Annotated in this window: 16 protein-coding genes; 9 read left to right on the plus strand and 7 right to left on the minus strand. The window is 69.1% G+C overall.

Annotated elements, in window-relative coordinates:
- Positions 1–95 precede the first annotated feature (95 nt).
- Positions 96–1,010 (minus strand): LysR family transcriptional regulator, encoded by a 915-nt coding sequence (locus ACMGEZ_RS29180; RefSeq protein WP_436825771.1) that lies wholly within the window; start codon positions 1,008–1,010, stop codon positions 96–98.
- A 174-nt stretch (positions 1,011–1,184) separates the two neighbouring features.
- On the opposite strand from ACMGEZ_RS29180, the gene ACMGEZ_RS29185 reads away from it, so the two are divergent.
- The 8 genes from ACMGEZ_RS29185 (at position 1,185) to ACMGEZ_RS29220 (ending at position 12,872) form a co-directional block, all read left to right on the plus strand.
- On the plus strand, positions 1,185–2,672 hold the full coding sequence (locus tag ACMGEZ_RS29185; protein ID WP_436825772.1) for an ABC transporter substrate-binding protein: 1,488 nt from the start codon (positions 1,185–1,187) through the stop codon (positions 2,670–2,672).
- Between the two features lie 13 nt (positions 2,673–2,685).
- Positions 2,686–4,050 carry an amidohydrolase family protein gene (locus ACMGEZ_RS29190; RefSeq protein ID WP_436825773.1) on the plus strand — a complete coding sequence of 455 codons (1,365 nt, stop codon included), beginning with the start codon at positions 2,686–2,688 and terminating at the stop codon, positions 4,048–4,050.
- Positions 4,047–4,991 (plus strand): ABC transporter permease, encoded by a 945-nt coding sequence (locus tag ACMGEZ_RS29195; protein WP_436825774.1) that lies wholly within the window; start codon positions 4,047–4,049, stop codon positions 4,989–4,991. The genes ACMGEZ_RS29190 and ACMGEZ_RS29195 overlap by 4 nt, the downstream gene beginning before the upstream one ends.
- Positions 4,988–6,967 carry a dipeptide/oligopeptide/nickel ABC transporter permease/ATP-binding protein gene (locus ACMGEZ_RS29200; protein ID WP_436825775.1) on the plus strand — a complete coding sequence of 660 codons (1,980 nt, stop codon included), beginning with the start codon at positions 4,988–4,990 and terminating at the stop codon, positions 6,965–6,967. Before ACMGEZ_RS29195 ends, ACMGEZ_RS29200 begins: the two co-directional genes overlap by 4 nt.
- A complete protein-coding gene (locus ACMGEZ_RS29205; RefSeq protein ID WP_436825776.1) occupies positions 6,964–7,980 on the plus strand; it encodes an ABC transporter ATP-binding protein in 1,017 nt (338 codons plus the stop codon). Before ACMGEZ_RS29200 ends, ACMGEZ_RS29205 begins: the two co-directional genes overlap by 4 nt.
- Positions 7,977–10,787 (plus strand): amidohydrolase family protein, encoded by a 2,811-nt coding sequence (locus ACMGEZ_RS29210; protein ID WP_436825777.1) that lies wholly within the window; start codon positions 7,977–7,979, stop codon positions 10,785–10,787. The genes ACMGEZ_RS29205 and ACMGEZ_RS29210 overlap by 4 nt, the downstream gene beginning before the upstream one ends.
- A complete protein-coding gene (locus tag ACMGEZ_RS29215) occupies positions 10,784–11,788 on the plus strand; it encodes a tripartite tricarboxylate transporter substrate binding protein (RefSeq protein ID WP_436825778.1) in 1,005 nt (334 codons plus the stop codon). The genes ACMGEZ_RS29210 and ACMGEZ_RS29215 overlap by 4 nt, the downstream gene beginning before the upstream one ends.
- 97 nt (positions 11,789–11,885) lie before the next feature.
- Positions 11,886–12,872: a quinone oxidoreductase family protein gene (locus ACMGEZ_RS29220; protein ID WP_436825779.1), complete on the plus strand. Its 987-nt coding sequence runs from the start codon at positions 11,886–11,888 to the stop codon at positions 12,870–12,872.
- 9 nt (positions 12,873–12,881) lie between these two features.
- On the opposite strand, the gene ACMGEZ_RS29225 is transcribed toward ACMGEZ_RS29220, so the two are convergent.
- From ACMGEZ_RS29225 to ACMGEZ_RS29240, 4 genes are all read right to left on the minus strand, one after another.
- Positions 12,882–14,540 carry a Na/Pi cotransporter family protein gene (locus ACMGEZ_RS29225; RefSeq protein ID WP_436825780.1) on the minus strand — a complete coding sequence of 553 codons (1,659 nt, stop codon included), beginning with the start codon at positions 14,538–14,540 and terminating at the stop codon, positions 12,882–12,884.
- 53 nt (positions 14,541–14,593) lie between these two features.
- Positions 14,594–15,097: a signal peptidase II gene (gene lspA, locus ACMGEZ_RS29230; RefSeq protein WP_436825781.1), complete on the minus strand. Its 504-nt coding sequence runs from the start codon at positions 15,095–15,097 to the stop codon at positions 14,594–14,596.
- Positions 15,097–17,967: an isoleucine--tRNA ligase gene (gene ileS, locus ACMGEZ_RS29235; protein ID WP_436825782.1), complete on the minus strand. Its 2,871-nt coding sequence runs from the start codon at positions 17,965–17,967 to the stop codon at positions 15,097–15,099. The genes lspA and ileS overlap by 1 nt, the downstream gene beginning before the upstream one ends.
- A gap of 124 nt (positions 17,968–18,091) precedes the next feature.
- Positions 18,092–19,129, minus strand: a complete 1,038-nt coding sequence (locus ACMGEZ_RS29240) for a bifunctional riboflavin kinase/FAD synthetase (protein WP_436825783.1) — start codon at positions 19,127–19,129, stop codon at positions 18,092–18,094.
- Between the two features lie 164 nt (positions 19,130–19,293).
- On the opposite strand from ACMGEZ_RS29240, the gene ACMGEZ_RS29245 reads away from it, so the two are divergent.
- Entirely contained in the window at positions 19,294–19,851 is a 558-nt protein-coding gene (locus tag ACMGEZ_RS29245; protein ID WP_436825784.1) for an HNH endonuclease, read from the plus strand.
- Here ACMGEZ_RS29245 and ACMGEZ_RS29250 read toward each other — a convergent pair.
- Both ACMGEZ_RS29250 and ACMGEZ_RS29255 read right to left on the minus strand, forming a co-directional pair.
- Positions 19,848–20,648 (minus strand): enoyl-CoA hydratase, encoded by an 801-nt coding sequence (locus ACMGEZ_RS29250; RefSeq protein WP_436825785.1) that lies wholly within the window; start codon positions 20,646–20,648, stop codon positions 19,848–19,850. The genes ACMGEZ_RS29245 and ACMGEZ_RS29250 overlap by 4 nt on opposite strands.
- A 10-nt stretch (positions 20,649–20,658) precedes the next feature.
- Positions 20,659–22,038, minus strand: coding sequence for an alpha/beta fold hydrolase (locus ACMGEZ_RS29255; RefSeq protein ID WP_436825786.1), 1,380 nt, complete (start codon positions 22,036–22,038; stop codon positions 20,659–20,661).
- Between the last annotated feature and the right edge of the window lie 18 nt (positions 22,039–22,056).

Consider the following 22,056-nt stretch of genomic DNA (forward strand, 5'->3'; position numbering starts at 1 on the left):
CGCAGGCACGCAGCACGCAGGCACGCAGCACGCAGGCACGCAGCACGCAGGCACGCAGCACGCAGGCACGCAGCACGCAGGCACGCAGCACGATGTCACTCGAACGCCAGCCTCCACTGGCTGTCCACCGCAAAGCTGTGCGCAAGAAAGTCGACGAACTCGCGCACCTTCGCCGAGGGCTGGCGTGGCTGCGGGAACACCGCGTAGAGGGTGCGCGATTCGGGTGCCCACTCCGGCAGCACCGTGCGCAGGCTGCCGGCGGCGATGTCGTCCGCCACCAGGAAGGTCGGCAGCAGGCCGATGCCTGCGCCTTCCAGCAACGACTCACGCAGCACCAAGCTGTTGTTGCAACGGCAGTTGCCCGTCACCCGCACGGTGCGGTCCCCGCCGGGCGCGGTCACATGCCATTCGTCGGGCAGCTGCCCGCGGTTGTAGACCATGCAGTTGTGGCGCTTGAGCTCCTGCGGCGTCGCCGGTTCGCCATGGCGCGCCAGGTAGGCTGGTGAGGCCACCATCGCCCGGGCCATGCGGCCGATGGGCCGCGCGCCGCGCATGGGCTCGCGGTCCTGGCCGGCGATCAGGATGGAGACATCGAAGCCGGCCTCGGCCGGGTCGACGAAATAGTCGTTCAGCGTCAGCTCCAGCTTGACCTCGGGGAAGCGCGCAAGGAAGTCCGCGATGCTGCGGCCCAGATGCGCCGAGCCCAGCGACACCGGCGCGCGCACCTTCAGCAGCCCGCGCGGCGTGGGGTGCAGGCGGCCGGCGGTCTTCTCGGCCTCCTCGATGTCGTCGAGGATGCGGATGCAGTTCGCGTAGTAGGTGCGGCCGGCCTCGGTGAGGCTGATGCGCCGCGTGGTGCGCGCGAGCAGCGGCGTGCCTACGTGCGTCTCCAGCGCCGCCACGTACTTGCTCACCGAGCCCGCCGACATCGCGAGCTCTTCCGCCGCGTCGCTGAAGCTGTGGCGCTCCACCACCTTGCGGAACACGGCCATGCAGGTCAGTCGGTCCACATTCTTTCCAATCTCGAAAGCGATTCTTCTCGTCCGAGATGTTTATGCCCAATAAGGAAACTGTCAACATTCCTTCACGGAGCAACAACAGGGCTGGCGCGCGGAGTTCCGGCTGCGTGGCATCGGCAGTGACTGCATGGCTTCGACCACCACCCACGACCTGGAGGAGAACTGATGAGCATGCGCGCACGCATCCGGCGCCTCACCATCGCGGCGGGCCTGGCCTGCTGCCTCGGCCTGGCGGCCGCCGAGCCGGCCGGCACCCTGCGTTTCGGCACCAACCAGCAGCTGGACGACTGGGAGACACTGACCAAGGCCAACAGCACCTACACCTCGCTGGTCTACGAGGGCCTGGCGGAGATGGCACCCGACGGCGTGACCATCGTGCCGCGCCTGGCCACCGCCTGGAAGGAAAGCCCGACCAAGGTCGAGCTCACGCTGCGCCAGGGCGTCACCTTCCATGACGGCACGCCCTTCGACGCGGCCGCGGTGGTGAAGAACCTCGAGCGCGTGCGCGACACGCCCGGCCAGTGGCGCGGCGTGATGGACGGCGTGGACAGGTTCGTGGTGGTCTCGCCCACGCGGGTGGATGTGCTGCTCAAGCGGCCTTCGCCCAACCTCCTGCCCAACCTGGCACGCCGCGGCGCGTACATGGTTTCGCCGAAGGCGCTCGACAGCGGCAGCTGGAAGACCGCGCCGGTGGGCACCGGCCCCTGGAAGCACGAGGCCAAGGACGTGGTCAAGGGCCTGCGCCAGGTGGTCAGCTACTACGACGGCTACTACGCGCCCGACACGGTGGGCGTGCGCCGCATCGAGGTGACCCACATCAACGACCCCGACAGCCTCTACAACGCGCTGCGCACCGGCCAGGTCGATATCGTCTGGACCAACGCCTCGATCGCCACTCGCGCCGAGCGCGAGGGCATGAAGGTGAGCTGGTTCCCCTCGGTGCTGTGGCACCTGCAGATGATGGACACGGTCAAGACCTTCAACAGCACCAAGCTGCGCCAGGCCGTCTGCCATGCGATGAACCCGCAGGACTACATCGATGCCCAGCTGGGCGGTCGCGGCAAGATCCACACGCAGCGCCTGCGCCAGGGCATGCCGGGCTACAACCCCGAGGTGAAGGGCTACCCGTACGACCTCGCGAAGGCGAAGCAGCTGATGGCGGAGCTGGGCAACCCCAAGCCGCAGATCACGCTCGCGAGCTTCGACAACCAGCGCACGATCGCCGAGCTGTTCAAGAGCCAGATGGCGCAGATCGGCATCGAGGTGAAGCTCGACCTGATGACCTTCGGCCAGTTCTTCAGCACCTTCCGCAGCGGCAAGTACGCGGCCGCCATCCTGACCGATTCACAGGACACCGGCCCCTACGACTACTACCTCTACCACTTCGCGCCGACCGGCGCGGGCAACCCGCTGGGCACCACCTTCCCGGCGGTCGACGCGACGGTGAAGGAGGCGCTTGCCGCCGAGGACCCGAAGGCCCAGAACGCCAGCTGGCAGAAGATGATCAAGGTAATCAACGACGAGGCGCTGGACTGCGGCTTCTTCGACTACGCGGCCTACTGGGCCTACAACCCGAAGAAGATCGCGAAGGTGGTCTCCACCGTCGGCGACGTGGCGGTGTTCCGCTACGCCGATGTGCGGCTGGCGCGCTGAGGAGGAGAGCACCATGACCGCCAACCATCCCAGCAGCCTCCTGATCCGTGGCGCCACCATCCTCAGCATGGACCGGCAGGTGGGCGAGCTCGCCCGCGGCGACGTGCTGGTGCAGGGCGAGCGCATTGCCGCCGTCGGGCCCGCACTCGATGCGCCCGAGCACGCCGAGCGCATCGATGCCGAGGGCATGGTCCTGATCCCCGGCCTGATCGACTCGCACACCCACATGTGGCAGGCGCCGCTCAAGGGCCTGGGCGCGCGCCTGTGGGGCGCGGCCGACTACAGCCGGCACGTGTTCCCGCTGCGCGAGAAGTTCTCGGCGGATGACATGCATGACGCCACCTTCGCCTGCGGCGTCGAGATGCTGGACCACGGCATCACCACCGTGCTGGACTTCTGCCACAACGTGATGACGCCGGCCCATGCCGAGCAGGCGATCGCGGCGCACCGGCGCACCGGGCAGCGCATCCTGTTCGCCTACGGCATGCTCGGCGCCTTCAAGACGCTGGCGGCCGAGCACGGCTGGCGGCTGGAGCAGATCCGCGGCCTGTCGCGCGAGCTGGGCGGGCGCGGGGGGCTGCTGCGCCTGGGCATCGCGCTGGGCTCGCTGGAGTACGCCGGCCTCGAGCTGGTTGCCACCGAGGTCGCACTCGGTCGCGAGCTCGGCCTGCAGATGAGCTTTCACCAGAACCCGCCGGGCCAGCTCCTCGAGCTGCACCAGGCCGGCCTGCTGGGCGGCGACCTGCTGCCCGTGCATGCCAACGTGGCGACCGACCATGAGCTGGCGCTGCTGGCGCAGCACGGCTGCGGCATCTCCTTCACCGTGGAGGGCGAGTTCGGCGGCGGGCGGCCGATGAGCATCATCGGCCGCGCACACCGCGCCGGCGTGACGCCCAGCCTCGGCGTCGACATCCCCTCGCGCGTGGCGCTGGACCTGTTCGCCCAGATGCGCCTGACCTTCCAGGTGCTGCGCAACGAAGAGGCCACGGTCGAGCGCGTCGCCGGCCGGTGGCCGCTCGCGCGGCACCCCGGCACGCCGCATGCGCAGCCGCGCCACATGCTCGAGTACACGACCGTCAACGCGGCCCGCGCGCTCGGCCTGGGCGACGAGATCGGCCGCATCGCGCCCGGCCTGCGCGCCGACCTGGTGCTGCTGCGCACCGGCCCCTACGGCATGTCGCTGGGCGATCCGGTGGCGCACGTGGCGCTGCAGAGCTGCGCTGCGGACGTGGACACGGTGCTGCTCGACGGCCGGGTGCGCAAGCGCGGCGGCCGCCTGCTTGACCTCGATCCGGCAGAGGCTGCGGCGGCCACCCGGCGCGTGCGCGAACGCGTGCTCGGTCCGGCCGCTGTTGCGGGACTGGCGGTGCGGGCATGAGGCGCCTCCTGCTCGCGCGGCTCGGCGCGGTGCTGCCGATCCTGTTCGCGGTCTCGCTCTTCACCTTCGTCCTGACGCGAATGACCTCGACCGATCCGGTCAGCCAGATCCTGGGCCCCGGCGCTTCCGCGGCCGATCGCGCCGAGTACGCGCGCGGCCTGGGACTGGACCGTCCGCTGCCCGAGCAGTTCCTGGCCTGGATCGGCGGCGCGCTGCGCGGCGACCTGGGCCAGTCGCTCTACACCAGCCTGCCGGTGAGCGCCTCCATCGCCGACGGCGTCGGGGTCACGCTCTCGCTGGCGCTGGCCGGCATGCTGCTGGCGCTGCTGCTCGGCCTGCCGTTGGGCATCGCGGCGGCGATGCGCCACGGTTCCTGGGCCGACCGGGCGCTGACCCTGCTGGTCTCGCTCGGCCTGGCGGTGCCCAGCATCTGGCTGGCGTTGCTGCTCTCGCTCGCCTTCGCGGTCAACCTGCAATGGTTCCAGGTGGTGGGTTACACGCCCTTCGCCGAAGACCCGCTGGAATGGGCGCGCGGCCTGGTCCTGCCGGCGGTGGCGCTGAGCGTGCACACCGCAGCGGTGATCGCGCGCCAGATGCGCAGCGCGACGATCGAGGTGCTGCAGTCGCCCTACGTGCATGCCCTGCGTGCGCGCGGGCTGCCGCCGCGCACCATCGTCTGGCGCTACGCGATCCGCAACGCCATGGTGCCGGTGCTCAGCGTGATCGCGATCCAGATGTCGGTGCTGGTCGGCGCCAGCATCGCGATCGAGCGCATCTTCGCGGTGCCGGCGCTGGGCACGCTTCTGATCGACAGCGTGGTACGCGCCGACTTCCCCGTGCTGCAGGGGGCTGTTGTCGTCATCGCCCTCATCGTGCTCGCCGTGAACCTGGTGGCCGACATCGGCTATGGGCTCATCAACCCGAAGGTGCGCGTCCATTGAACACCACCACCGCTCCTGCCGAAGCGCTGCCCGCCATGGCCACGCCCGCTGCTGCCGCCAATGACGAAACCGGCCGCCGCGTTCGCCTGGTGCCGCGACTGAAGACCCTCGCGCGGCCCTTCGTGCTGCTGCCCGCGGCCTGGCTGCTGTTGCTGCTGGTCTGCGCGGTGGCAGCGCCGCTCGTGGCGCCGCACGATCCGTTCCACCCCCACCTCAAGCACCGCCTGGAGGCACCGACCTCGATCTACTGGCTGGGTACCGACGACCTGGGCCGCGACACGCTCTCGCGCCTTATCTTCGGCGCCCGCACGGCACTGTTGGCCTCCTTCGAGAGCGTGGCCATCGGCGCAGTGCTCGGCATCGGCATCGGCCTGGCCGCGGGCTATCTCGGCGGCTGGCTCGACCGCATCGCGATGCGGCTGGCGGACGTGATGCAGTCCATCCCCGCGGTGCTGCTGGCGCTGGCGCTGATCGGCGTGTTCGGCAAGGGCCTGGCCAATGCGATGCTCGCGGTGGGGTTGATCTTCTCGGTCAGCTTCATGCGCATCACGCGCGCGGTGGTGCTGGCCGAGCGCGAGCGGCTGTACGTGGATGCGGCGCGCGTGCTGGGGCTCGGGCCGTTCTCGATCATGCTGCGGCAGATCCTGCCGAACGTGGCCGGGCCGCTGGTGGTGCAGGCCTCCATCTCGCTCGGCACCGCGCTGCTGATCGAGGCCATGCTGAGCTTCCTGGGCGTGGGCGCCGACAGCGCCCAGGTGAGCTGGGGCGCGATGCTGGAGACCGCGCGCCAGTTCCAGAGCGAGCAGCCCTTCCTGCCGGTGCTGCCGGGTGTGGCGATCACGCTGACGGTGCTGTCCTTCAACCTTCTGGGCGATGCCCTTCGCGATGGCCTGCTGCCCGGCGGGTCGCGCGTCGCAAGGCGTGCCGCAGCCGCATCGGGGGCGGTGGTGCAGCCCGGCACCGCGCCGGCCGAGGCCGAGTCGCTGCCGTCCGACACGCTGCTGCGGCTGAGCCACCTGACCGTGCGGCTGCAGGGCCCGCAAGGCGACGCCGAACTGCTCAGCGATGTGTCGCTGCACCTGCGCCGCGGCGAGGTGCTGGGGCTGGTGGGCGAGTCGGGCTGCGGCAAGTCGATCACCGCGGCCGCCATCATCGGCCTGCTGCCACCGGGGGCGCGGGTCGCGGCAGGGTCGGTCCGGCTGGGCTACACCGAGCTGGTCGGCATGGACGAAGCGTTGGCGCGCCAGGTCCGCGGGCGACGCATCGGCATGGTGTTCCAGGACGCGAGTGCGGCGCTGTCGCCGGTCCACACCGTCGGCCGTCAACTCGTCGATGCGGTGCGAGCCCACAGCCCGCTCGATGCGCGGCAGGCGCGCGCCCGCGCCATCGCATTGCTGGAGATGGTGGGCGTGCCCGATGCGGAGCGGCGGCTGGACGACTATCCGCACCAGTTCTCCGGCGGCATGGCGCAGCGCGTTGTGATTGCGGGCGCACTGGCCTGCGAGCCGGAGCTCCTGATCGCCGACGAGCCGACCACCGCGCTGGACGTGACCATCCAGGCCCAGGTGCTCGACCTGCTGATGGACCTGCGCCAGCGCCTGGGCATGTCGATCCTGCTGATCACCCACGACCTGGGCGTGGTGGCCGATGCGTGCGACCGCGTGGCCGTGATGTACGCGGGCCAGATGGTCGAGACCGGCCCGGTGCGCGAGGTGCTCGCGCGGCCTCGCCATCCTTACACGGCTGCGCTGCTCGCGGCGATGCCCAAGGGCGGCACTGGCGGCACAGCGCTGGCCACCATTCCCGGAAGGGTGCCGCCTGCCTGGGCATGGCCGCAGGGCTGCCGCTTCCATCCGCGCTGTCCGCACGCGATCGAGGCCTGCACCGCCGCGCCGGTGGCGCTGGACCACGGGGTGCGATGCCTGCGCATCGAGGCGTTCGCGCCGCAGTGGAAAGAAGAGAAGGTGCTGCCATGAACACGGACATGAGGGCGCCGCTGCTGAGCGTCGAGAACCTGTCGGTGGACTTCCACCTGCGCCACGGCATGTTCGGCCGTGCCCGCACTTTGTCGGCCGTGCGCGACGTGAGCTTCACCATCGAGCCTGGCCAGACCTTCGGCCTGGTCGGCGAATCCGGCTCGGGCAAGAGCACCATCGGGCGCGCGATCCTGCGGCTGGCGCCGGCGACCGCCGGGCATGTCCGCTTCGACGGGGAAGACATCACCGCGTTCGGGCCGCGCACGCCGCTGCACTACCGGCGCGACGTGCAGGTCGTGTTCCAGGATCCGATGTCCTCGCTCAACCCGCGGCAGACGGTGGGCGCGACCATCGAGCAGGCCATCAGCCGTCACCGTGCGATGGATGCGTCGGCTTGCCGCCGCGAGGTGGCGCGCATCATCGACAGCGTCGGCCTGGCCGGCTATCAGGCGCAGCGCCATCCGCACGAGCTGTCCGGCGGGCAGCGCCAGCGCGTGGCCATCGCGCGAGCGCTGGCGGTGCGACCGCGGCTCATCGTCTGCGACGAGCCGGTGAGCGCGCTGGACCTCAGCACCCAGGCGCAGGTGATCAACCTGCTGGTGGAGCTGCAGCGCGAGTTCGGGCTCAGCTACCTGTTCATCGCGCACAACCTCGACGTGGTGCGCCATGTGAGCCACCGCGTCGGCGTGCTGTATCTGGGCCGGCTGGTGGAGACCGGGCCGGCGGCCCAGGTGCACGACGCGCCACGCCACCCCTACACGCGCATGCTGGTCGCATCCACGCTGGTGGCCGATCCGCAGCTGCAGGAGCAGCGCTCGCGCGCGCGCCGGCTGCAGCTGCGCGGCGAGCTGCCCAGCCCGTTGTCGCCGCCGCCGGGCTGTGCCTTTCACACGCGATGCCGCTGGGCGGTGGAGGGGTGCCGGCAGCGCATGCCCGAGCTCGAGGTGAGCGGGGAAGGTCGGGCAGCCTGCATCCGGCTGCACGAGATCGAAGAGCAGGAGGTCACCGCATGAACGCCTCGAGCCCAGCGCTGCTGATCCGCGGCGCCACGGTCCTCAGCATGGATCCCTCGCTGGGCGACGTGGAGGCCGCCGATGTGCGCATCGAGGGGCGCCGCATCGCCGCGGTCGGGCAGGGGCTCGAAGGCTCCGGCGCCGAGTGCATCGACGCGCGCGGGATGCTCCTGATGCCGGGCCTGATCGACACCCACACCCATCTCTGGCAGGGCCCGCTCAAGGGCCTGGGCGCCGGCATGTGGGGCATGGGCGACTACAACCGCCACATCTTCCCGCTGCGCGAGCGCTTCACCGCCGAGGACGTGGGCGATGCCACCTTCGCCACCGGCGTGGAGATGCTCGACAACGGCATCACCGCCGTGCTGGACTTCTGCCACAACGTGATGACGCCCGGCCATGCCGAGGCCGGGCTGCGTGCGCACGACCGGACGGGGCAGCGGGTGCTGTTCGGCTACGGCATGCTGGGGCGCTTCGACACGCTGGATGCAGACCATCCCTGGCGGCTGGAGCAGGTGCGCGCGCTGCAGCGCGAACGCGCGGGCCGGGCGGACGCGCTGGTGCGCCTGGGCGTGGCGCTGGCCTCGCTCGAGTTTGCGGGCCTGGCGCTGGTGGAGCCAGAGATCGGCATGGCGCGCGAACTGGGCCTGCCGATGACCTTCCACCAGAACGTCGCCGGCCAGATCCATGAACTGCACGGCGCCGGCCTGCTGGGCCCCGACATGCTGCCGGTGCACTGCAACCCGATCCTGGACGAGGAGCTGGCGCTGATCGCGCAATGCGGTGGCGGCATCTCCTTCACGCCGGAGAGCGAGGTGGGGGACGGCCGCTCGACGAGCGTGATCTCGCGTGCCCACCGGGCCGGCGTAACGCCCAGCCTGGGCGTGGACGTGCCCTCGCGCGTGGCGCTCGACCTGTTCTCGCAGATGCGCCTGACCTTCCTGCTGATGCGCGCCGAGGAAGCCGAGCGCGAACGCGCCAGCGGCCGCTGGCCCCTCGCGCGCTACCCGGGCACGCCCTTCATCCAGCCGCACGACCTGCTGGCCTATGCGACCGTGAATGCGGCGCGCGCCATCGGACTGGGCGAGGTGCTGGGGCGCATCGCGCCGGGCTGCCTGGCCGACCTGGTGCTACTGCGCGCCGGCCGCTACAGCCCCTCGCTGGGCGATCCCGCCGCGCACGTGGTGTTGCAGGCCAACGTGGGCGACGTCGACACCGTGATCGTGGACGGCTGCGTGCGCAAGCGCGGCGGCGAGCTGGTGGGCGGTGCGCGCGAGGCGGCGATCGGCGCCACCCTGCGGGTGCGCGAACGCCTGTTCGGCACCACGGCGCCGGCCGCCAGAGTTCTTTCATCCATCCAACCAATCAACCTGATCGATCGAGACATGACCCGAACCCTGATCCAGAACGCCTGCGTGCTCTCCATGGACCCTGCCGTTGGCGACTTCGACGAAGCGGACATCCTGATCGAGGGCGAGAAGATCCTCGCCGTCGGTCCCCGGCTCGGCGCCGAGGCGGACGAGGTGGTGGACGGCCGTGGCCGCATCGTCACGCCGGGCATGGTCAACGCGCACATCCACACCTGGGAATTCCAGCTGCGGGGCATCGGCAGCGACTGGGTGGGCAGCCGCGACTACCACGCCAACATGCACAAGAACCTCGCCACCCGCTACGGTGTGCGCGACGTGTACCTGGGCAACCTGCTGGGCGCGCTCAACCAGCTGCGCAACGGCACCACCACCATCGTCGACTGGTGCCACATCCTGCGCGATGCCGAGATGACCGACGCGGCCATCGACGCCCTGGAGGAGTCGGGCGTGCGCGCCGTCTTCGCACGCGGGACGGTGAAGCCCCCGGAGCGGCCGGGCGAGATCCCGTACCACAAGAAGCCGTTCCCGCGGGAGGAGATCCATCGCCTTCGGACCGGGCGCCTTGCTTCCGACGACCGCCTGGTCACGCTCGCGATGGCGATCCTCGGGCCGGACTGGGGCGAGTACGACGTGGCGGCGCACGACATCCGGCTGGCGCGCGAGTACGGGCTGATCAACTCGGCCCACACCTACGGCCGCAAGGGCAAGCGGGTGGTCGAGGACGGCTATCCGCGGCTGGCGGCCGAGGGCCTGCTCGGGCCGGACCACAACATCGGACACGGGAACTGCTTCGACGACGCCGAACTGAAGATCGTGCTCGACGCAGGCTGCACCATCACCGCCACCAACCTCACCGAGATGCTGAACTACGAGCAGCCGGCGATGCTGGGCCGGCTGGTGAAGCATGGGGCCGTGCCCTCGATCGGCACCGACTGCGACCCCTACTTCAACAGCTCGATGCTGTGGGTCATGCGCCACGCCTTCCTGCACCAGCGCGAGCTCGACAACCGCAGCCTCTACGCGGCTGGCCAGTGGCCCGCGAAGACGCAGCATTCCACGCTCACGCGCGACGCCCTGTACTGGGCCACGATGGGCGGGGCGAAGGCCTTCGGGCTGGAGAAGAAGACGGGCTCGATCACGCCCGGCAAGCAGGCCGACCTGGTGATGTTCGACACGCGTGGACTGAACATCTTTCCGGCCATGCCAGGGGGAAACCCGGCCCATGTGGTCGTCATGTACGCCGAAACTTCCGACATCGAGAACGTCATGGTCGCAGGCCGCTTCGCCAAGCGCGATGGCCGGCTGTGCTTCGACGCCGGGCGGCTGGCGCGGCTCAACGAGGAACTGCTGGCCTCGCGGCTGCGCATGTTCGAGGAAGGCCACTACGAATCACGGCCCGTCGAGCGCGGGCCACAACCGGAGCGCTTCGTCCTATGAGCACCTCGTCTTCCCTCCGGCGCCTGGCAGTCGCGGCACTGGCATCGACATCGCTGCTGTGGGCGGCCGCGCCGGCCGGCGCGCAAGGTGCGGCGCCTGCGGCCTGGCCGCAGAAGCCGGTGCGCATCGTCCACGGCTTCACCTCCGGCGGGCCGGTGGACGCGCTGGCGCGCCTGCTGGCCGCGCAGTTCCCGGAGCAGTTCGGGCAGCAGGCCGTCGTCGAAGGCAAGCCCGGTGCAGGGGGCACCATCGGCGCCAACCACGTGGCCAAGGCCGAGCCCGACGGCTACACGCTGTTCCTGATGGCCTCGGGGCACTCGGCGGCGCCCGGCCTCTACAAGTCGCTGCCCTTCGATGCGGTCAACGACTTCACCATGATCTCGATGGTGGCGCGCAGCCCCTTCGCGATCATCGCCGGCCCGGCCTCGACGGCGAACAGCATCCAGGAGCTGGTGGCGCAGGCCAAGGCCCAGCCCGGCAAGATCGACTACGGCTCCGGCGGCACCGGCAGCGGCATGCACCTGGCAGCGGTGCTGTTCCAGGCGCGTGCCGGCGTGCAGTTCACCCACGTGCCCTACAAGGGCGGCAGCGCGCCGGCGCTGGCGGTGATGGGCGGCGAGGTGCCCATCATCTTCACTTCGCTGGCCGGCATGGCCTCCCACATCGAGAGCGGCAAGGTCAAGCCGCTGGCCGTCACCTCGCGCAACCGCTTCGCGGCGTTTCCGGAGGTGCCGAGCGTGGCGGAGACGGTGCTGCCGGACTTCGACGTCAGCGCCTGGTACGCGCTGGCGGGCCCCAGGAACCTCCCGCCCGCAATCGTCGCGAAGCTCAACGAGATGGTGCAGGCCACGCTGCGGCGGCCCGACATCGTCCAGACGCTCAAGCTGCAGGCCGCCGAGCCCTGGCCCACCACCGCGCGCGAGGCGCAGGCCTTCCTCGCCACCGACGTCGCGCGCTGGACCAAGGTGGTGCGGGACGAGAACATCGCGCCGCCCAACTGATCTGCAGACGCGCGGGCATGGCGTGTGGCCAGCACCGGATCGCGGGCGTGTCTACCATGTGCTCTTTTCGTGCAAGCCGAACTGAAAGAGGACACCCATGCGCAGCCAAGCCGTTCGCATCGACCGCCACGGCGGTCCCGAGGAACTGAAGATCGTCGAAGTGGAGGTCGGCGAGCCCGGCCCGGGCGAGATCCGCATCCGCCACCACGCGGTCGGCCTCAACTTCATCGACACCTACCAGCGCAGCGGGCTCTATCCCTTCGCGATGCCGCTGCAACTCGGCATGGAGGCCGCGGGCGTGGTCGAGGCGGTGGGCGAGGGCGTCACGCACCTGAAAGCCGGCGACCGCGCCGCCTATGCGAGCCAGCCGCCGGGCGCGTACAGCGAGCTGCGCGTGATGCCGGCAAAGAACGTGTGCAGGCTGCCCGATGCCATCTCCTTCGAGACCGGCGCGGCCATGATGCTCAAGGGGCTGACCGCCCAGTACCTGCTGAAGAAGACACTGCCGGCCGAGGGCCTGGAGCGGGGCGACTTCATCCTCTTCCACGCCGCCGCCGGCGGCGTCGGGCTGATCGCCTGCCAGTGGGCCAAGGCGCTGGGCCTGCAGCTGATCGGCACCGCCGGCACCGATGCCAAGTGCAAGCTGGCGCTGGAGCACGGCGCGGCGCATGCGATCAACTACAGCACCGAGAACTTCGCCGAGCGCGTCAAGGAGATCACGGGCGGCCAGGGCGTGAAGGTGGTCTACGACTCGGTGGGCAAGGACACCTTCGAGGGCTCGCTGAACTGCCTGCGGCCCTTCGGCCTGCTCGCGATCTTCGGCAACGGCTCGGGGCCGGTGCCGCCCTTCAACCTCGGCCTGCTGGCGTCCAAGGGCTCGCTTTACGTGACCCGTCCGACGCTGTTCTCGCACATCTCGAGCCGCGAGCGCACGCAGGCGATGGCGGACGACCTGTTCGCGGTTGTGGAGAGCGGCGCGGTGAAGATCCCGATCGCGCAGCGCTACCCGCTGGCCGAGGTGCAGCAGGCCCATCGCGACCTGGAGGCGCGCAAGACCACGGGCTGCACCATCCTCACGCTTTGAGGGAGCCGGTCACTCCATCGGACTGAGCCGCGACTCGCGCATGCGCGTGCGCGAGAGCGCACCGGCCGAGTCGAGGATCGGGTAGGCGATCGAGCAGATGTGGGAGTTGATGCGCTTGAGCTCGCTGATCAGGTCGATGTGCAGCGAGCTGGTCTCGATGCTCGAAGCGGTCTGTTCCGCAAGCCGCTCGAGGTGCGTGGAAGCATAGGCGCGCTCCAGGTCGCGGAAGCGCGCCTTTTCTTCCAGCAGCTTCTGGGCGTCGCGCACGTTGGCATTGAGGAACACGCTCATGCCGAGCCGCAGGTTGGCGAGCAGGCGCTCGTGCAGCTCGACGATCTCGCGCATGCCGGCCGCGGAGAAGTTGCGCTGCTTCTTGATCTTCTTGTCCTCGATGTCGAGGATCACGCGCTCGATGATGTCGCCGATCTGCTCCATGTTGATGGTGAAGCTGACGATGTCGGTCCAGCGCCGGCTTTCCTCCTCACCGAGCGCCTCGCGCGAGATCTTGGTCAGGTAGTACTTGATGGCCGAGTAGAGCTCGTCCACCGTGTCGTCCATCTTGCGCAGCTCGGCGGCCAGGCGCAGGTCGTTGTCGCGGATCACCTTGAGCATGCCTATCAGCATGGTCTCGACCACGTCGGCCTGGTGCAGGGCTTCGCGCGCAGCGTTGGAAATCGCGAGCGTAGGGGTGGACAGTGCCGAGGGATCGAGGTGCCGGGGCCGCTGCATCGCCGTGGGCTCGGTCGGCACCGGAAACAGGCGCGCCACCAGCCGCGCGACCCAGTCGGTGAGGCCGATGAAGCCGATGCTGATTACCAGGTTGAAGCCCAGGTGGAACAACACCACCAGCTGCGTGGCGTCGGAGATATAGGGCCGGGCCTCGCGCAGGTAGCTCCCCAGAAAAGGGGCAGCGATCGCCACGCCCAGCAGCTTGAAGACGAGGTTGCCCACCGTGACCTGGCGCACCGGGACCGCCGACTTCGCCGTCGTCAGCACCGCCAGCAAGCCGCTGCCGAGGTTGGCGCCCAGCACCAGACCCAGCGCCACATCCAGCGGCACAACGTTGGAGCTGGCCATGGCGGCGACCAGCAGCACCACCGCGAGACTGGAGTAGGCCGCGATGGCCAGCACCGCGCCGATGGTGATCTCCAGCAGCACGTCGGTGCCGAGCGAAGCCAGCAGCTCCAGCACGGGCGGCGAGGAGAACAGCGGCCCCGTCGCCTCGACCACCAGCCGCAGCGCCAGCAGCATCAGGCCGAGGCCGATCAGCACCCGTCCGACGCGGCCGGCCACGGTGGAGCCGCGCGAGAGGAAGAGCACCACGCCGACGAAGATGAAGAGCGGCGACAGCCAGGAGAGATCGGCCGAGAACAGCACAGACATCAGCGCGGTGCCGACGTCGGCGCCGCGCATGACGGCCAGCGCGGCGGGCAAAGCCACCAGGCCCTGGCCGACGAAGGAGGAAGTCATCAGCGAGGTGGCGGTGCTCGATTGCACCAGCGCCGTGACCCCGATGCCGGAGAGTGCGGCCGTGAAGCGGTTGCGCATGCTGTGCACGAGGATCTTGCGCAGGTTGGCGCCGAAGACGCGCAGCACGCCGGTGCGAACGAGATGGGTACCCCATACCAGCAGCGCAACGGCGGCCAGCAGATTCAACAGGTGCTTCATGGAAGCGGACGACTATAGACCAGCCTTCGGCTCCCGTTTGCCGGAGGCGGCCTCTATTTGGCGCGGCGTACGCGTCGCAGTTCGTCGAGGATGAGGCAGATCGCGCCGATCGTGATCGCGCTGTCGGCGACGTTGAAGGCCGGGAAGTGCCGGCCGGCCACGTGGAAATCGAGGAAGTCGACCACGTAGCCGTGCATCAGCCGGTCGATCACGTTGCCGATCGCGCCGCCGAGGATCAGGGCCATGCCGAAGGAGAACAGCTTCTGCCCGGCATGCGAGCGCAGCATCCACACGATGAACAGCGCCGCCGCTACCCCGATGACGGTGAAGAACCAGCGCTGCCAGCCCGCCGCGTCCGCGAGGAAGGAGAAGGCGGCGCCAGTGTTGTGGGCGCGCACGATGTTGAAGAAGCTGGTGATGTAGGTGGCGTCGCCCAGCTTGTAGTAGCCCAGGATCAGCGTCTTGGTGAACTGGTCGAGGATGAGGATCACCAAGGCCAGCGCGAGCCAGGGCCAGATCCCGGTGCGCGGCGTGGCGAGGGAGCGGGTCGCGGCCATCAGGCGGCACTCCTGGCTTCGCCGGCGCCGAACAGATTGCTGGTGCAGCGGCCGCACAGGCCCGGATGCGCCGGGTCGTGGCCGACGTCGTCGCGCCAGTGCCAGCAGCGCTCGCACTTGGCGGCCGTGCTGGGCGTGACCTGCGCCGCCACCGTGTCGCCCTGCGCCAGCTCGACGGCCGAGGTGATGAAGACGAACTTCAGATCCTCGCCCAGCGAGACGAGCAGGAGATGATCTTCGACCGGCACCGTGAGCTTGACGTTGGCCTGCAGCGAGGAGCCGACCTGGCCGGCGGCGCGGACGTTCTCGATTTCCTTGTTGACCGCATCACGGATCTCGCGGATGCGCGACCACCTGGCCAGCAGCGTCTCGTCGGGCGTGCCGAGATCGCAGTAGACCTGGGTGAAGATCGACTCGCCGTTGCCGCAGAGCTTCCAGGCCTCTTCCGCCGTGAAGCTCAGGAAGGGCGCCATCCAGCGCAGCATTGCTTGCGTGATGTGCCAGAGCGCCGTCTGCGCGCTGCGACGCGCGAGAGAGCCGGCCGCTGTGGTGTAGAGGCGGTCCTTCAGGATGTCGAGGTAGAACGCGCCCAGGTCTTCCGAGCAATAGACCTGCAGCTTGGCCACCACGGGGTGGAACTCGTAGACCTTGTAGTGCGCGAGCACCTCGGCCTGGAACTGCGCGGCCCGGCTCAGCGCATAGCGGTCGATCTCGAGCAGCTGGTCGAGCGGCACCGCGTCCTTCGCGATGTCGAAGTCGCTCGTGTTGGCGAGCAGGAAGCGCAGCGTGTTGCGGATGCGGCGGTAGGCATCGACGACGCGGGCGAGGATCTTGTCGTCGCCGGCGATGTCGCCCGAGTAGTCGCTGGCCGCCACCCAGAGGCGGATGATCTCGGCGCCGAGCTTCTTGTTCACTTCCTGGGGCTCCATGCCGTTGCCGAGCGACTTGCTCATCTTGCGGCCCTGGCTGTCGACGGTGAAGCCGTGGGTCAGCAGCCCCTTGTACGGCGCGCGGCCTTCGAGTGCGCAGGCGATCAGCAGCGAGGAGTGGAACCAGCCGCGGTGCTGGTCATGGCCTTCGAGATAGAGGTCGGCCTCGGGGCCGGTCTCGTGGTGCACGTTCGGATGCGTGCCGCGCAGCACGTGCGAGAAGGTGGAGCCCGAGTCGAACCAGACTTCGAGGATGTCGGTGCTCTTGGTGTACTGGGGCGCGTCGTCGGGCCCGAGGATTTCCTCGGCCGTGACCCGGCTCCAGGCCTCGATGCCGCCTTTTTCGACGATGGCCGCGGCCTGGTCGAGGATCTCCATGGTGCGCGGATGCAGCTCGCCCGTGTCCTTGTGCAGGAAGAAGGGGATCGGCACGCCCCAGCTGCGCTGCCGGCTGATGCACCAGTCGGGCCGGTTGGCGATCATGTCGTGCAGGCGCGCCTTGCCGTTCTCGGGGTAGAAGCCGGTCTCTTCGATGGCCTCCAGCGCCATCTGGCGCAGCGTCTTGGGCGCCTTGTCCTTGGTGAACACGCCCTCGCCCTCGTCCATGCGCACGAACCACTGGGCGGCGGCGCGGTAGATCACCGGCGTCTTGTGGCGCCAGCAGTGCGGGTAGCTGTGGGTGATGGCCTCGGTGGTCAGCAGCCGGCCGGCATCGCGCAGGGCCTGGATGATGTGCGGCACCGCCTTCCAGATGTGCTGGCCGCCGAAGAGCGGGAAGTCGGGCGCATAGGTGCCGTTGCCCTGGACCGGGTTCAGGATGTCGTCGTAGGCCAGGCCGTGCGAGACGCAGGAGTTGAAGTCGTCCAGGCCGTAGGCTGGCGAGGAGTGGACGATGCCGGTGCCGTCCTCGGCGGTGGCGTAGTCGGCCAGGTAGATGGGCGAGAGGCGGCGGTAGCCGGCATCGACGTCGTACAGCGGGTGCTCGAACTCGAGGCCGCCGAGCTTCTCGCCCTTGACCGTCGCGAGCACCTTGCCGTCGAGCGCGTAGCGGTTCATGCACATCTTGACCAGCGAGGCGGCCAGGATCAGCAGGCCGCGCTCGGTATTGACGAGGGCGTAGTCGAGCTCGGGGTTGAGGTTGAGCGCCTGGTTGGCGGGGATGGTCCACGCGGTGGTGGTCCAGATCACCGCGAAGATGTCCTTGCCTTCGCTCCCTTTCCCACCGGGAGAAGGTTGCAGTGAGGGCAGGCCGAAGGCGTCCAGCACCTTGGCCGGCTCGTGCGCCCTGAACGCCACATCGACCGTGTTCGACTTCTTGTCCGCGTACTCGATTTCGAACTCCGCCAGCGAGGAGCCGCAGTCGAAGCACCAGTACACCGGCTTGAGGCCGCGGTAGACGAAGCCCCGCTCGATCACGCGCTTGAACGCGCGCAGCTCGCCCGCCTCGTTGGCGAAGTCCATGGTCTTGTACGGGTGGTCCCACTCGCCCAGCACGCCCAGGCGCTGGAAGTCGACCATCTGCTGCGCGATCTGTTCGGACGCGTAGGCGCGGCTCCTGGCCTGCATCTCGTCGCGGCTGAGGTTGCGGCCGCATTTTTTCTCGATGGCGTTCTCGATCGGCAGGCCGTGGCAGTCCCACCCCGGCACGTAGAGCGCGTCGTAGCCCTCGAGCTGGCGCGCCTTGGTGATCATGTCCTTCAGGATCTTGTTGACGGCATGGCCCATGTGGATCTGGCCGTTTGCATAGGGCGGGCCGTCGTGCAAGATGAACTTGGGGGCGCCGCGGCGCGCGTCGCGCAGTCGGTGGTAGCGACCTTCGTCGTTCCATTCCTGAACCCAGCCTGGCTCGCGCTTGGGCAGGTCGCCCCGCATCGGGAAGGGCGTGTCGGGCAGGTTGAGGGTGGCGCGGTAGTCGGTGGTGGAGGCGGCGTCAGCAGACATGATGAAGTTCGAACAGAGGGGGCTTCGACAGGCTCGGCCCGAACCTTGGTGGAGGCGTCGGTGCGAAGGAAAAAAAGCCGTCCGCCCTGAGCTTGCAGAAGGGCGGCAGCGCGGTCGGCCCGGTCTAAATTCGATCGCGCGTGGTCTGGCGACGGGTCTCGGCGTGGGCGGAAGCGAAGAACGCACGTGCGTCGCGGCCATCCTTCGCGATGCCCGCCGTCAGGGCCTCAAGGCTGGTGTAGCGCAATTCGTCGTGCAGTTTGTGCAGCAGTTCCACGCGGACGATTTTACCGTAGGCCCCCTCCTCGCCGAGGTGGGCGGGCCAATCGAGGCAGTGAGTCTCGAGCAGCACCCGGCCGGCGTTCACGTCGTTGGCATCGAGCGACGGGCGCACGCCCAGGTTGGCGACCCCGTGCAGCGGCTGCTCGGCCAGGCCATGCACCAGCACGGCAAAGATGCCGCTGGCGGCCGGCTTCCAGTGCTTGAAGCGGAGGTTGAGGGTGCGGAAGCCATCGTGCCTGCCCGGGGCCGAGGCCCCCAGCGCGCGGCCAAGCTTGCGGCCGTGCACCACGTGGCCGGAGATCGCGTAGGGCCGGCCGAGCAGGGCCTGCACGTCGCTCATCCGGCCCTCGGCCAGCGCTTCGCGCACGGCGGAACTGGACACGCGCAGCCCGTGCACTTCGTAGCTGTTCATGCGCGCCACATCGAAGCCGTGCGCCTCGCCAGCCGCGTCGAGCATTGCGTAGTCGCCGGCGCGCTTGGCGCCGAAGCGGAAATCGTCGCCCACCAGAACGTAGCGCGCGCCCAGGCCTTCGATCAACACGTGCCGGATGAAGTCCTCCGGCGTCTGGGAGGCGAGGTGGGCATCGAAGGGCAGCACGATGGTCTGGGCCACGCCGCTGGCCGCCAGCGCGCAGAGCTTGTCGCGCAAGGTGCCGATGCGCGCCGGCGCAAGCTCGGGCCGCTTGGTGCGCTGGGCGAAGTAGTCGCGGGGGTGGGGCTCGAAGGTCAGCACGCAGCTGGGCAGTCCGCGCAGGCGCGCCTCCGTGTTGAGCAGGCCAAGCATGGCCTGGTGGCCGCGGTGCACACCGTCGAAATTGCCGATGGTCAAGGCGCAGGCCGGAGCCACGCCCGGATGCCTGAAACCCCGGAAAACCTGCATCGTTGATATCTTTTTGATAGCGCTTCGCGCCCGTCAATGGGCCCACTCAGGGCTTTTTGTCACAAAGCCGGTATATTGTGACGCAGTGCGTCGCTCGCAAGGCCGTCCGGTGTGCGCGACGACCTGGTCTTTCCGTGGTTCTTCCCTTTTGTGAGGAGGCGTGTGTGAAGGTCTTGAAGCTCTCGGCCCAGGGGCTGCCCCAGTCGTGGATCTCGCTCGAACAGGCGGTGATCCATTACGCGGCGGACGAGGTGCGCTGGGAAGTCGGTGCGCAGGTCGCGGTGTTCCGCGGCGGGCACAACGCGGTCACGGGCCAGCAGTCCCAGATTGCGATCAACAGCATCATCGGCACGAAGGGCGTGCCGCGCATCAATCCCTTCGCGATGCGCCCGGGCCTGAGCAACAGCAAGCTGTTCGCGCGAGACCGCAACATCTGCGCCTACTGCGGCGGCCACTTCCACGAGGAAGACCTCACGCGCGAGCACATCATCCCGTTCGCGCAGAACGGCATCGACAGCTGGATGAACGTGGTGACGGCCTGCAAACCGTGCAACCACCGCAAGAGCAGCCGCACGCCGGAGCAGGCCAACATGCCGCTGCTCTATGCGCCCTATGTGCCCAGCCTTTGGGAGGACTTCATCCTGCGCAACCGCCGCATCCTGGCGGACCAGATGGAGTTCCTGATGGCGCATCTGCCGCACAACTCGCGGCTGCACGGCTAGTCCGCAGTCGTCGGCCCGGCCCAATTGGGCGGCCGTTTCTCGATAAAGGCCTGGACGCCCTCCAGCGCGCTGTCGTCCATCATGTTGCAGGCCATGGTCTGGCTCGCGTCCGCCAGCGCCGCCGCGACCCCGGTCTCGAGCTGGCGGTAGAACAGGGCCTTGCCGAGGGCCAGGGCTGTCTTGGGCTTTTCGACGATGCGGGCGACCAGCGATTCGACTTCGGCATCGAGCGCATCGGGAGCCGCCACGCGGTTGACCAGGCCCTTGGCCATGGCTTCGTTCGCATCGATGAAATCGCCCGTCACCAGCATCTCGAAGGCGGCCTTGCGCCCGAGGTTGCGCGACAGCGCCACGCCTGGCGTAGAGCAGAACAGGCCGACGTTGATGCCGCTCACTGCAAATTTCGCCGCACTCGAGGCGACAGCGAGATCGCACATCGCGACCAATTGGCATCCGGCCGCAGTCGCGATGCCATGCACGCGCGCGATGACAGGCACCGGCAGGCGCTGGAGGGCCAGCATCATTTCGCCGCATCGGGCGAACAGGTCTTCGTAGTAGCCGGCGGAGGGTTCTGCAAGCATCTGCTTCAGGTCGTGGCCGGCACAGAACGCTTTGCCGGCGCCGGCCAGAACCACGCAGCGGGCAGCTTCGTCGGAGGAGACGGCGCCGAGTTGGGCGGCGAGGGCCGCAATCATTTCCTCGGAGAGCGCGTTGAAGGCCTCCGGCCGGTTCAGCGTCAGCGTGATCACGCCGCGCGGGTCGCGCGTATGCAGGACGAGGTTCGCATTTGCACTCATAGGGTAGCCCTCAGTAGGTCAGCTCGAGCACGCTGACATGGCCTTGCGCCGCCGGCCAGCTCTGGCCCGCCACTCGCTCGCCATTGAATTCGCCGGCAACGCTGCGAGGGGCATCGCTCGCAAGCTTCAGCTTCGAGCTCGATACGCCGGCGCCCCGCGGCGGAACGCCGGGCAGTTCGCGCTGCCCGTCGAAGCGGATCGTGTCGCGCTCGACGTCGAAGTAGCCCCGCGGCCGGGTAAAGATGACCAGGGCCTTGGCATCGCGGTCGGCTTCGGCAAGGCGTTCGGGCCGCAGCTGCACCACGGCGCTGGATCGGGGGAAAGGGCTGCGGTAGATGTGCGTGGTGGCGTAACCCGGGGCGCTCAGCACGAATTCGTAGGCGGCTGTCGGTTGCCCGGAGAAGGGACCCCAGCGGCCGTCCGCACCGATGGTCTGCTCCCAGGCGGCCTGGGCACGGCGGGCCCCGGTCGTGGGATCGACGGCGTAGATGGCGAGCCGGGCGCCGGCCAGCGGCAGGTTGTTGACGAAGGCGCCGCTGGCTTGATTGAGAGGATCGAGCCCGAGGCCGGTCACGCGGCCCGAGAGCGTGACGGTCGGTTCCGGCACCGGCTGCAGCGTTCGTGGCGCGTCGCCGGTCAGGAAGCGCCAGGTCGCATCGAAGGCGGCCGGCGAAAATGAGGTCTCTCGATGGTCGACGCCGGGGAGCACGACGTTGGTCGCCCCCTTGAGCGCCGGCCCGTCGAAGCCGATGTTCGTGGCTGTGCCTTTCGCACCGATCCACACGCCGTCGGGCTGCGCGTACTTGTCGTTGTTGTCCGAACGCAAGGTCAACCACTTCACGCCCGGCGTGACCTCGTCGCCGGCCGCATTCTTCGGTGCGTTGAGCCGCTGCATGAAAGGGCTCAGGCCCGAGAACTCGCTGCCCTCGCGCAGGCCCTTGACGGCCCAGATGCCATGGGCTGGGTTTCCGCCCAGCACCGCATGGCTCACGACCCGGTCCCCGCCACCGTTCTGCACATAGTTGCGGATCGTGTTGCCGCCGCGCGAGTTGCCGACCAGCACCACCTTGGCCGCGCCGGTGGCCTTCAGCACGCGCTCGACCTGGGCCTTCAGGAATGCCATCGACTCCGCGGTGGAACTGCGCCCCGGCTGCGCCACGCTGTCGTCGTCGCGCGCGAGCGGAAAGGGCTGGTCCGGTGCGAACAGCCGGTCGCGCGGCCAGCCGTTCGACTCGAAGCGCCACAGCGTGGTCTGCCACAACGCCGCCGAGTCGCCGTTGCCGTGCATGAAGACGATCGGCGGACGATCGTTCATGGGGGGCACGGAGCTGCAGGCAGCGAGCATGGTCGTGGCGAGACTGAGGGCGATCAGGTGTCGGCGAGTGTGCATGGGAGCTCCGGCGCAATA

Source organism: Variovorax stachyos, assembly GCF_051400855.1.
Lineage (GTDB): Bacteria > Pseudomonadota > Gammaproteobacteria > Burkholderiales > Burkholderiaceae_C > Variovorax.

Excerpts from the sequence above, each read along its gene's own strand:
- ACMGEZ_RS29185 (WP_436825772.1), top strand. The coding sequence starts at position 1,185 with ATGAGCATGCGCGCACGCATCCGGCGCCTCACCATCGCGGCGGGCCTG.
- ACMGEZ_RS29190 (WP_436825773.1), top strand. The coding sequence starts at position 2,686 with ATGACCGCCAACCATCCCAGCAGCCTCCTGATCCGTGGCGCCACCATC.
- ACMGEZ_RS29195 (WP_436825774.1), top strand. The coding sequence starts at position 4,047 with ATGAGGCGCCTCCTGCTCGCGCGGCTCGGCGCGGTGCTGCCGATCCTG.
- ACMGEZ_RS29205 (WP_436825776.1), top strand. The coding sequence starts at position 6,964 with ATGAACACGGACATGAGGGCGCCGCTGCTGAGCGTCGAGAACCTGTCG.
- ACMGEZ_RS29210 (WP_436825777.1), top strand. The coding sequence starts at position 7,977 with ATGAACGCCTCGAGCCCAGCGCTGCTGATCCGCGGCGCCACGGTCCTC.
- ACMGEZ_RS29215 (WP_436825778.1), top strand. The coding sequence starts at position 10,784 with ATGAGCACCTCGTCTTCCCTCCGGCGCCTGGCAGTCGCGGCACTGGCA.
- ACMGEZ_RS29220 (WP_436825779.1), top strand. The coding sequence starts at position 11,886 with ATGCGCAGCCAAGCCGTTCGCATCGACCGCCACGGCGGTCCCGAGGAA.
- ACMGEZ_RS29225 (WP_436825780.1), bottom strand. The coding sequence starts at position 14,540 with ATGAAGCACCTGTTGAATCTGCTGGCCGCCGTTGCGCTGCTGGTATGG.
- lspA (WP_436825781.1), bottom strand. The coding sequence starts at position 15,097 with ATGGCCGCGACCCGCTCCCTCGCCACGCCGCGCACCGGGATCTGGCCC.
- ileS (WP_436825782.1), bottom strand. The coding sequence starts at position 17,967 with ATGTCTGCTGACGCCGCCTCCACCACCGACTACCGCGCCACCCTCAAC.
- ACMGEZ_RS29240 (WP_436825783.1), bottom strand. The coding sequence starts at position 19,129 with ATGCAGGTTTTCCGGGGTTTCAGGCATCCGGGCGTGGCTCCGGCCTGC.
- ACMGEZ_RS29250 (WP_436825785.1), bottom strand. The coding sequence starts at position 20,648 with ATGAGTGCAAATGCGAACCTCGTCCTGCATACGCGCGACCCGCGCGGC.
- ACMGEZ_RS29255 (WP_436825786.1), bottom strand. The coding sequence starts at position 22,038 with ATGCACACTCGCCGACACCTGATCGCCCTCAGTCTCGCCACGACCATG.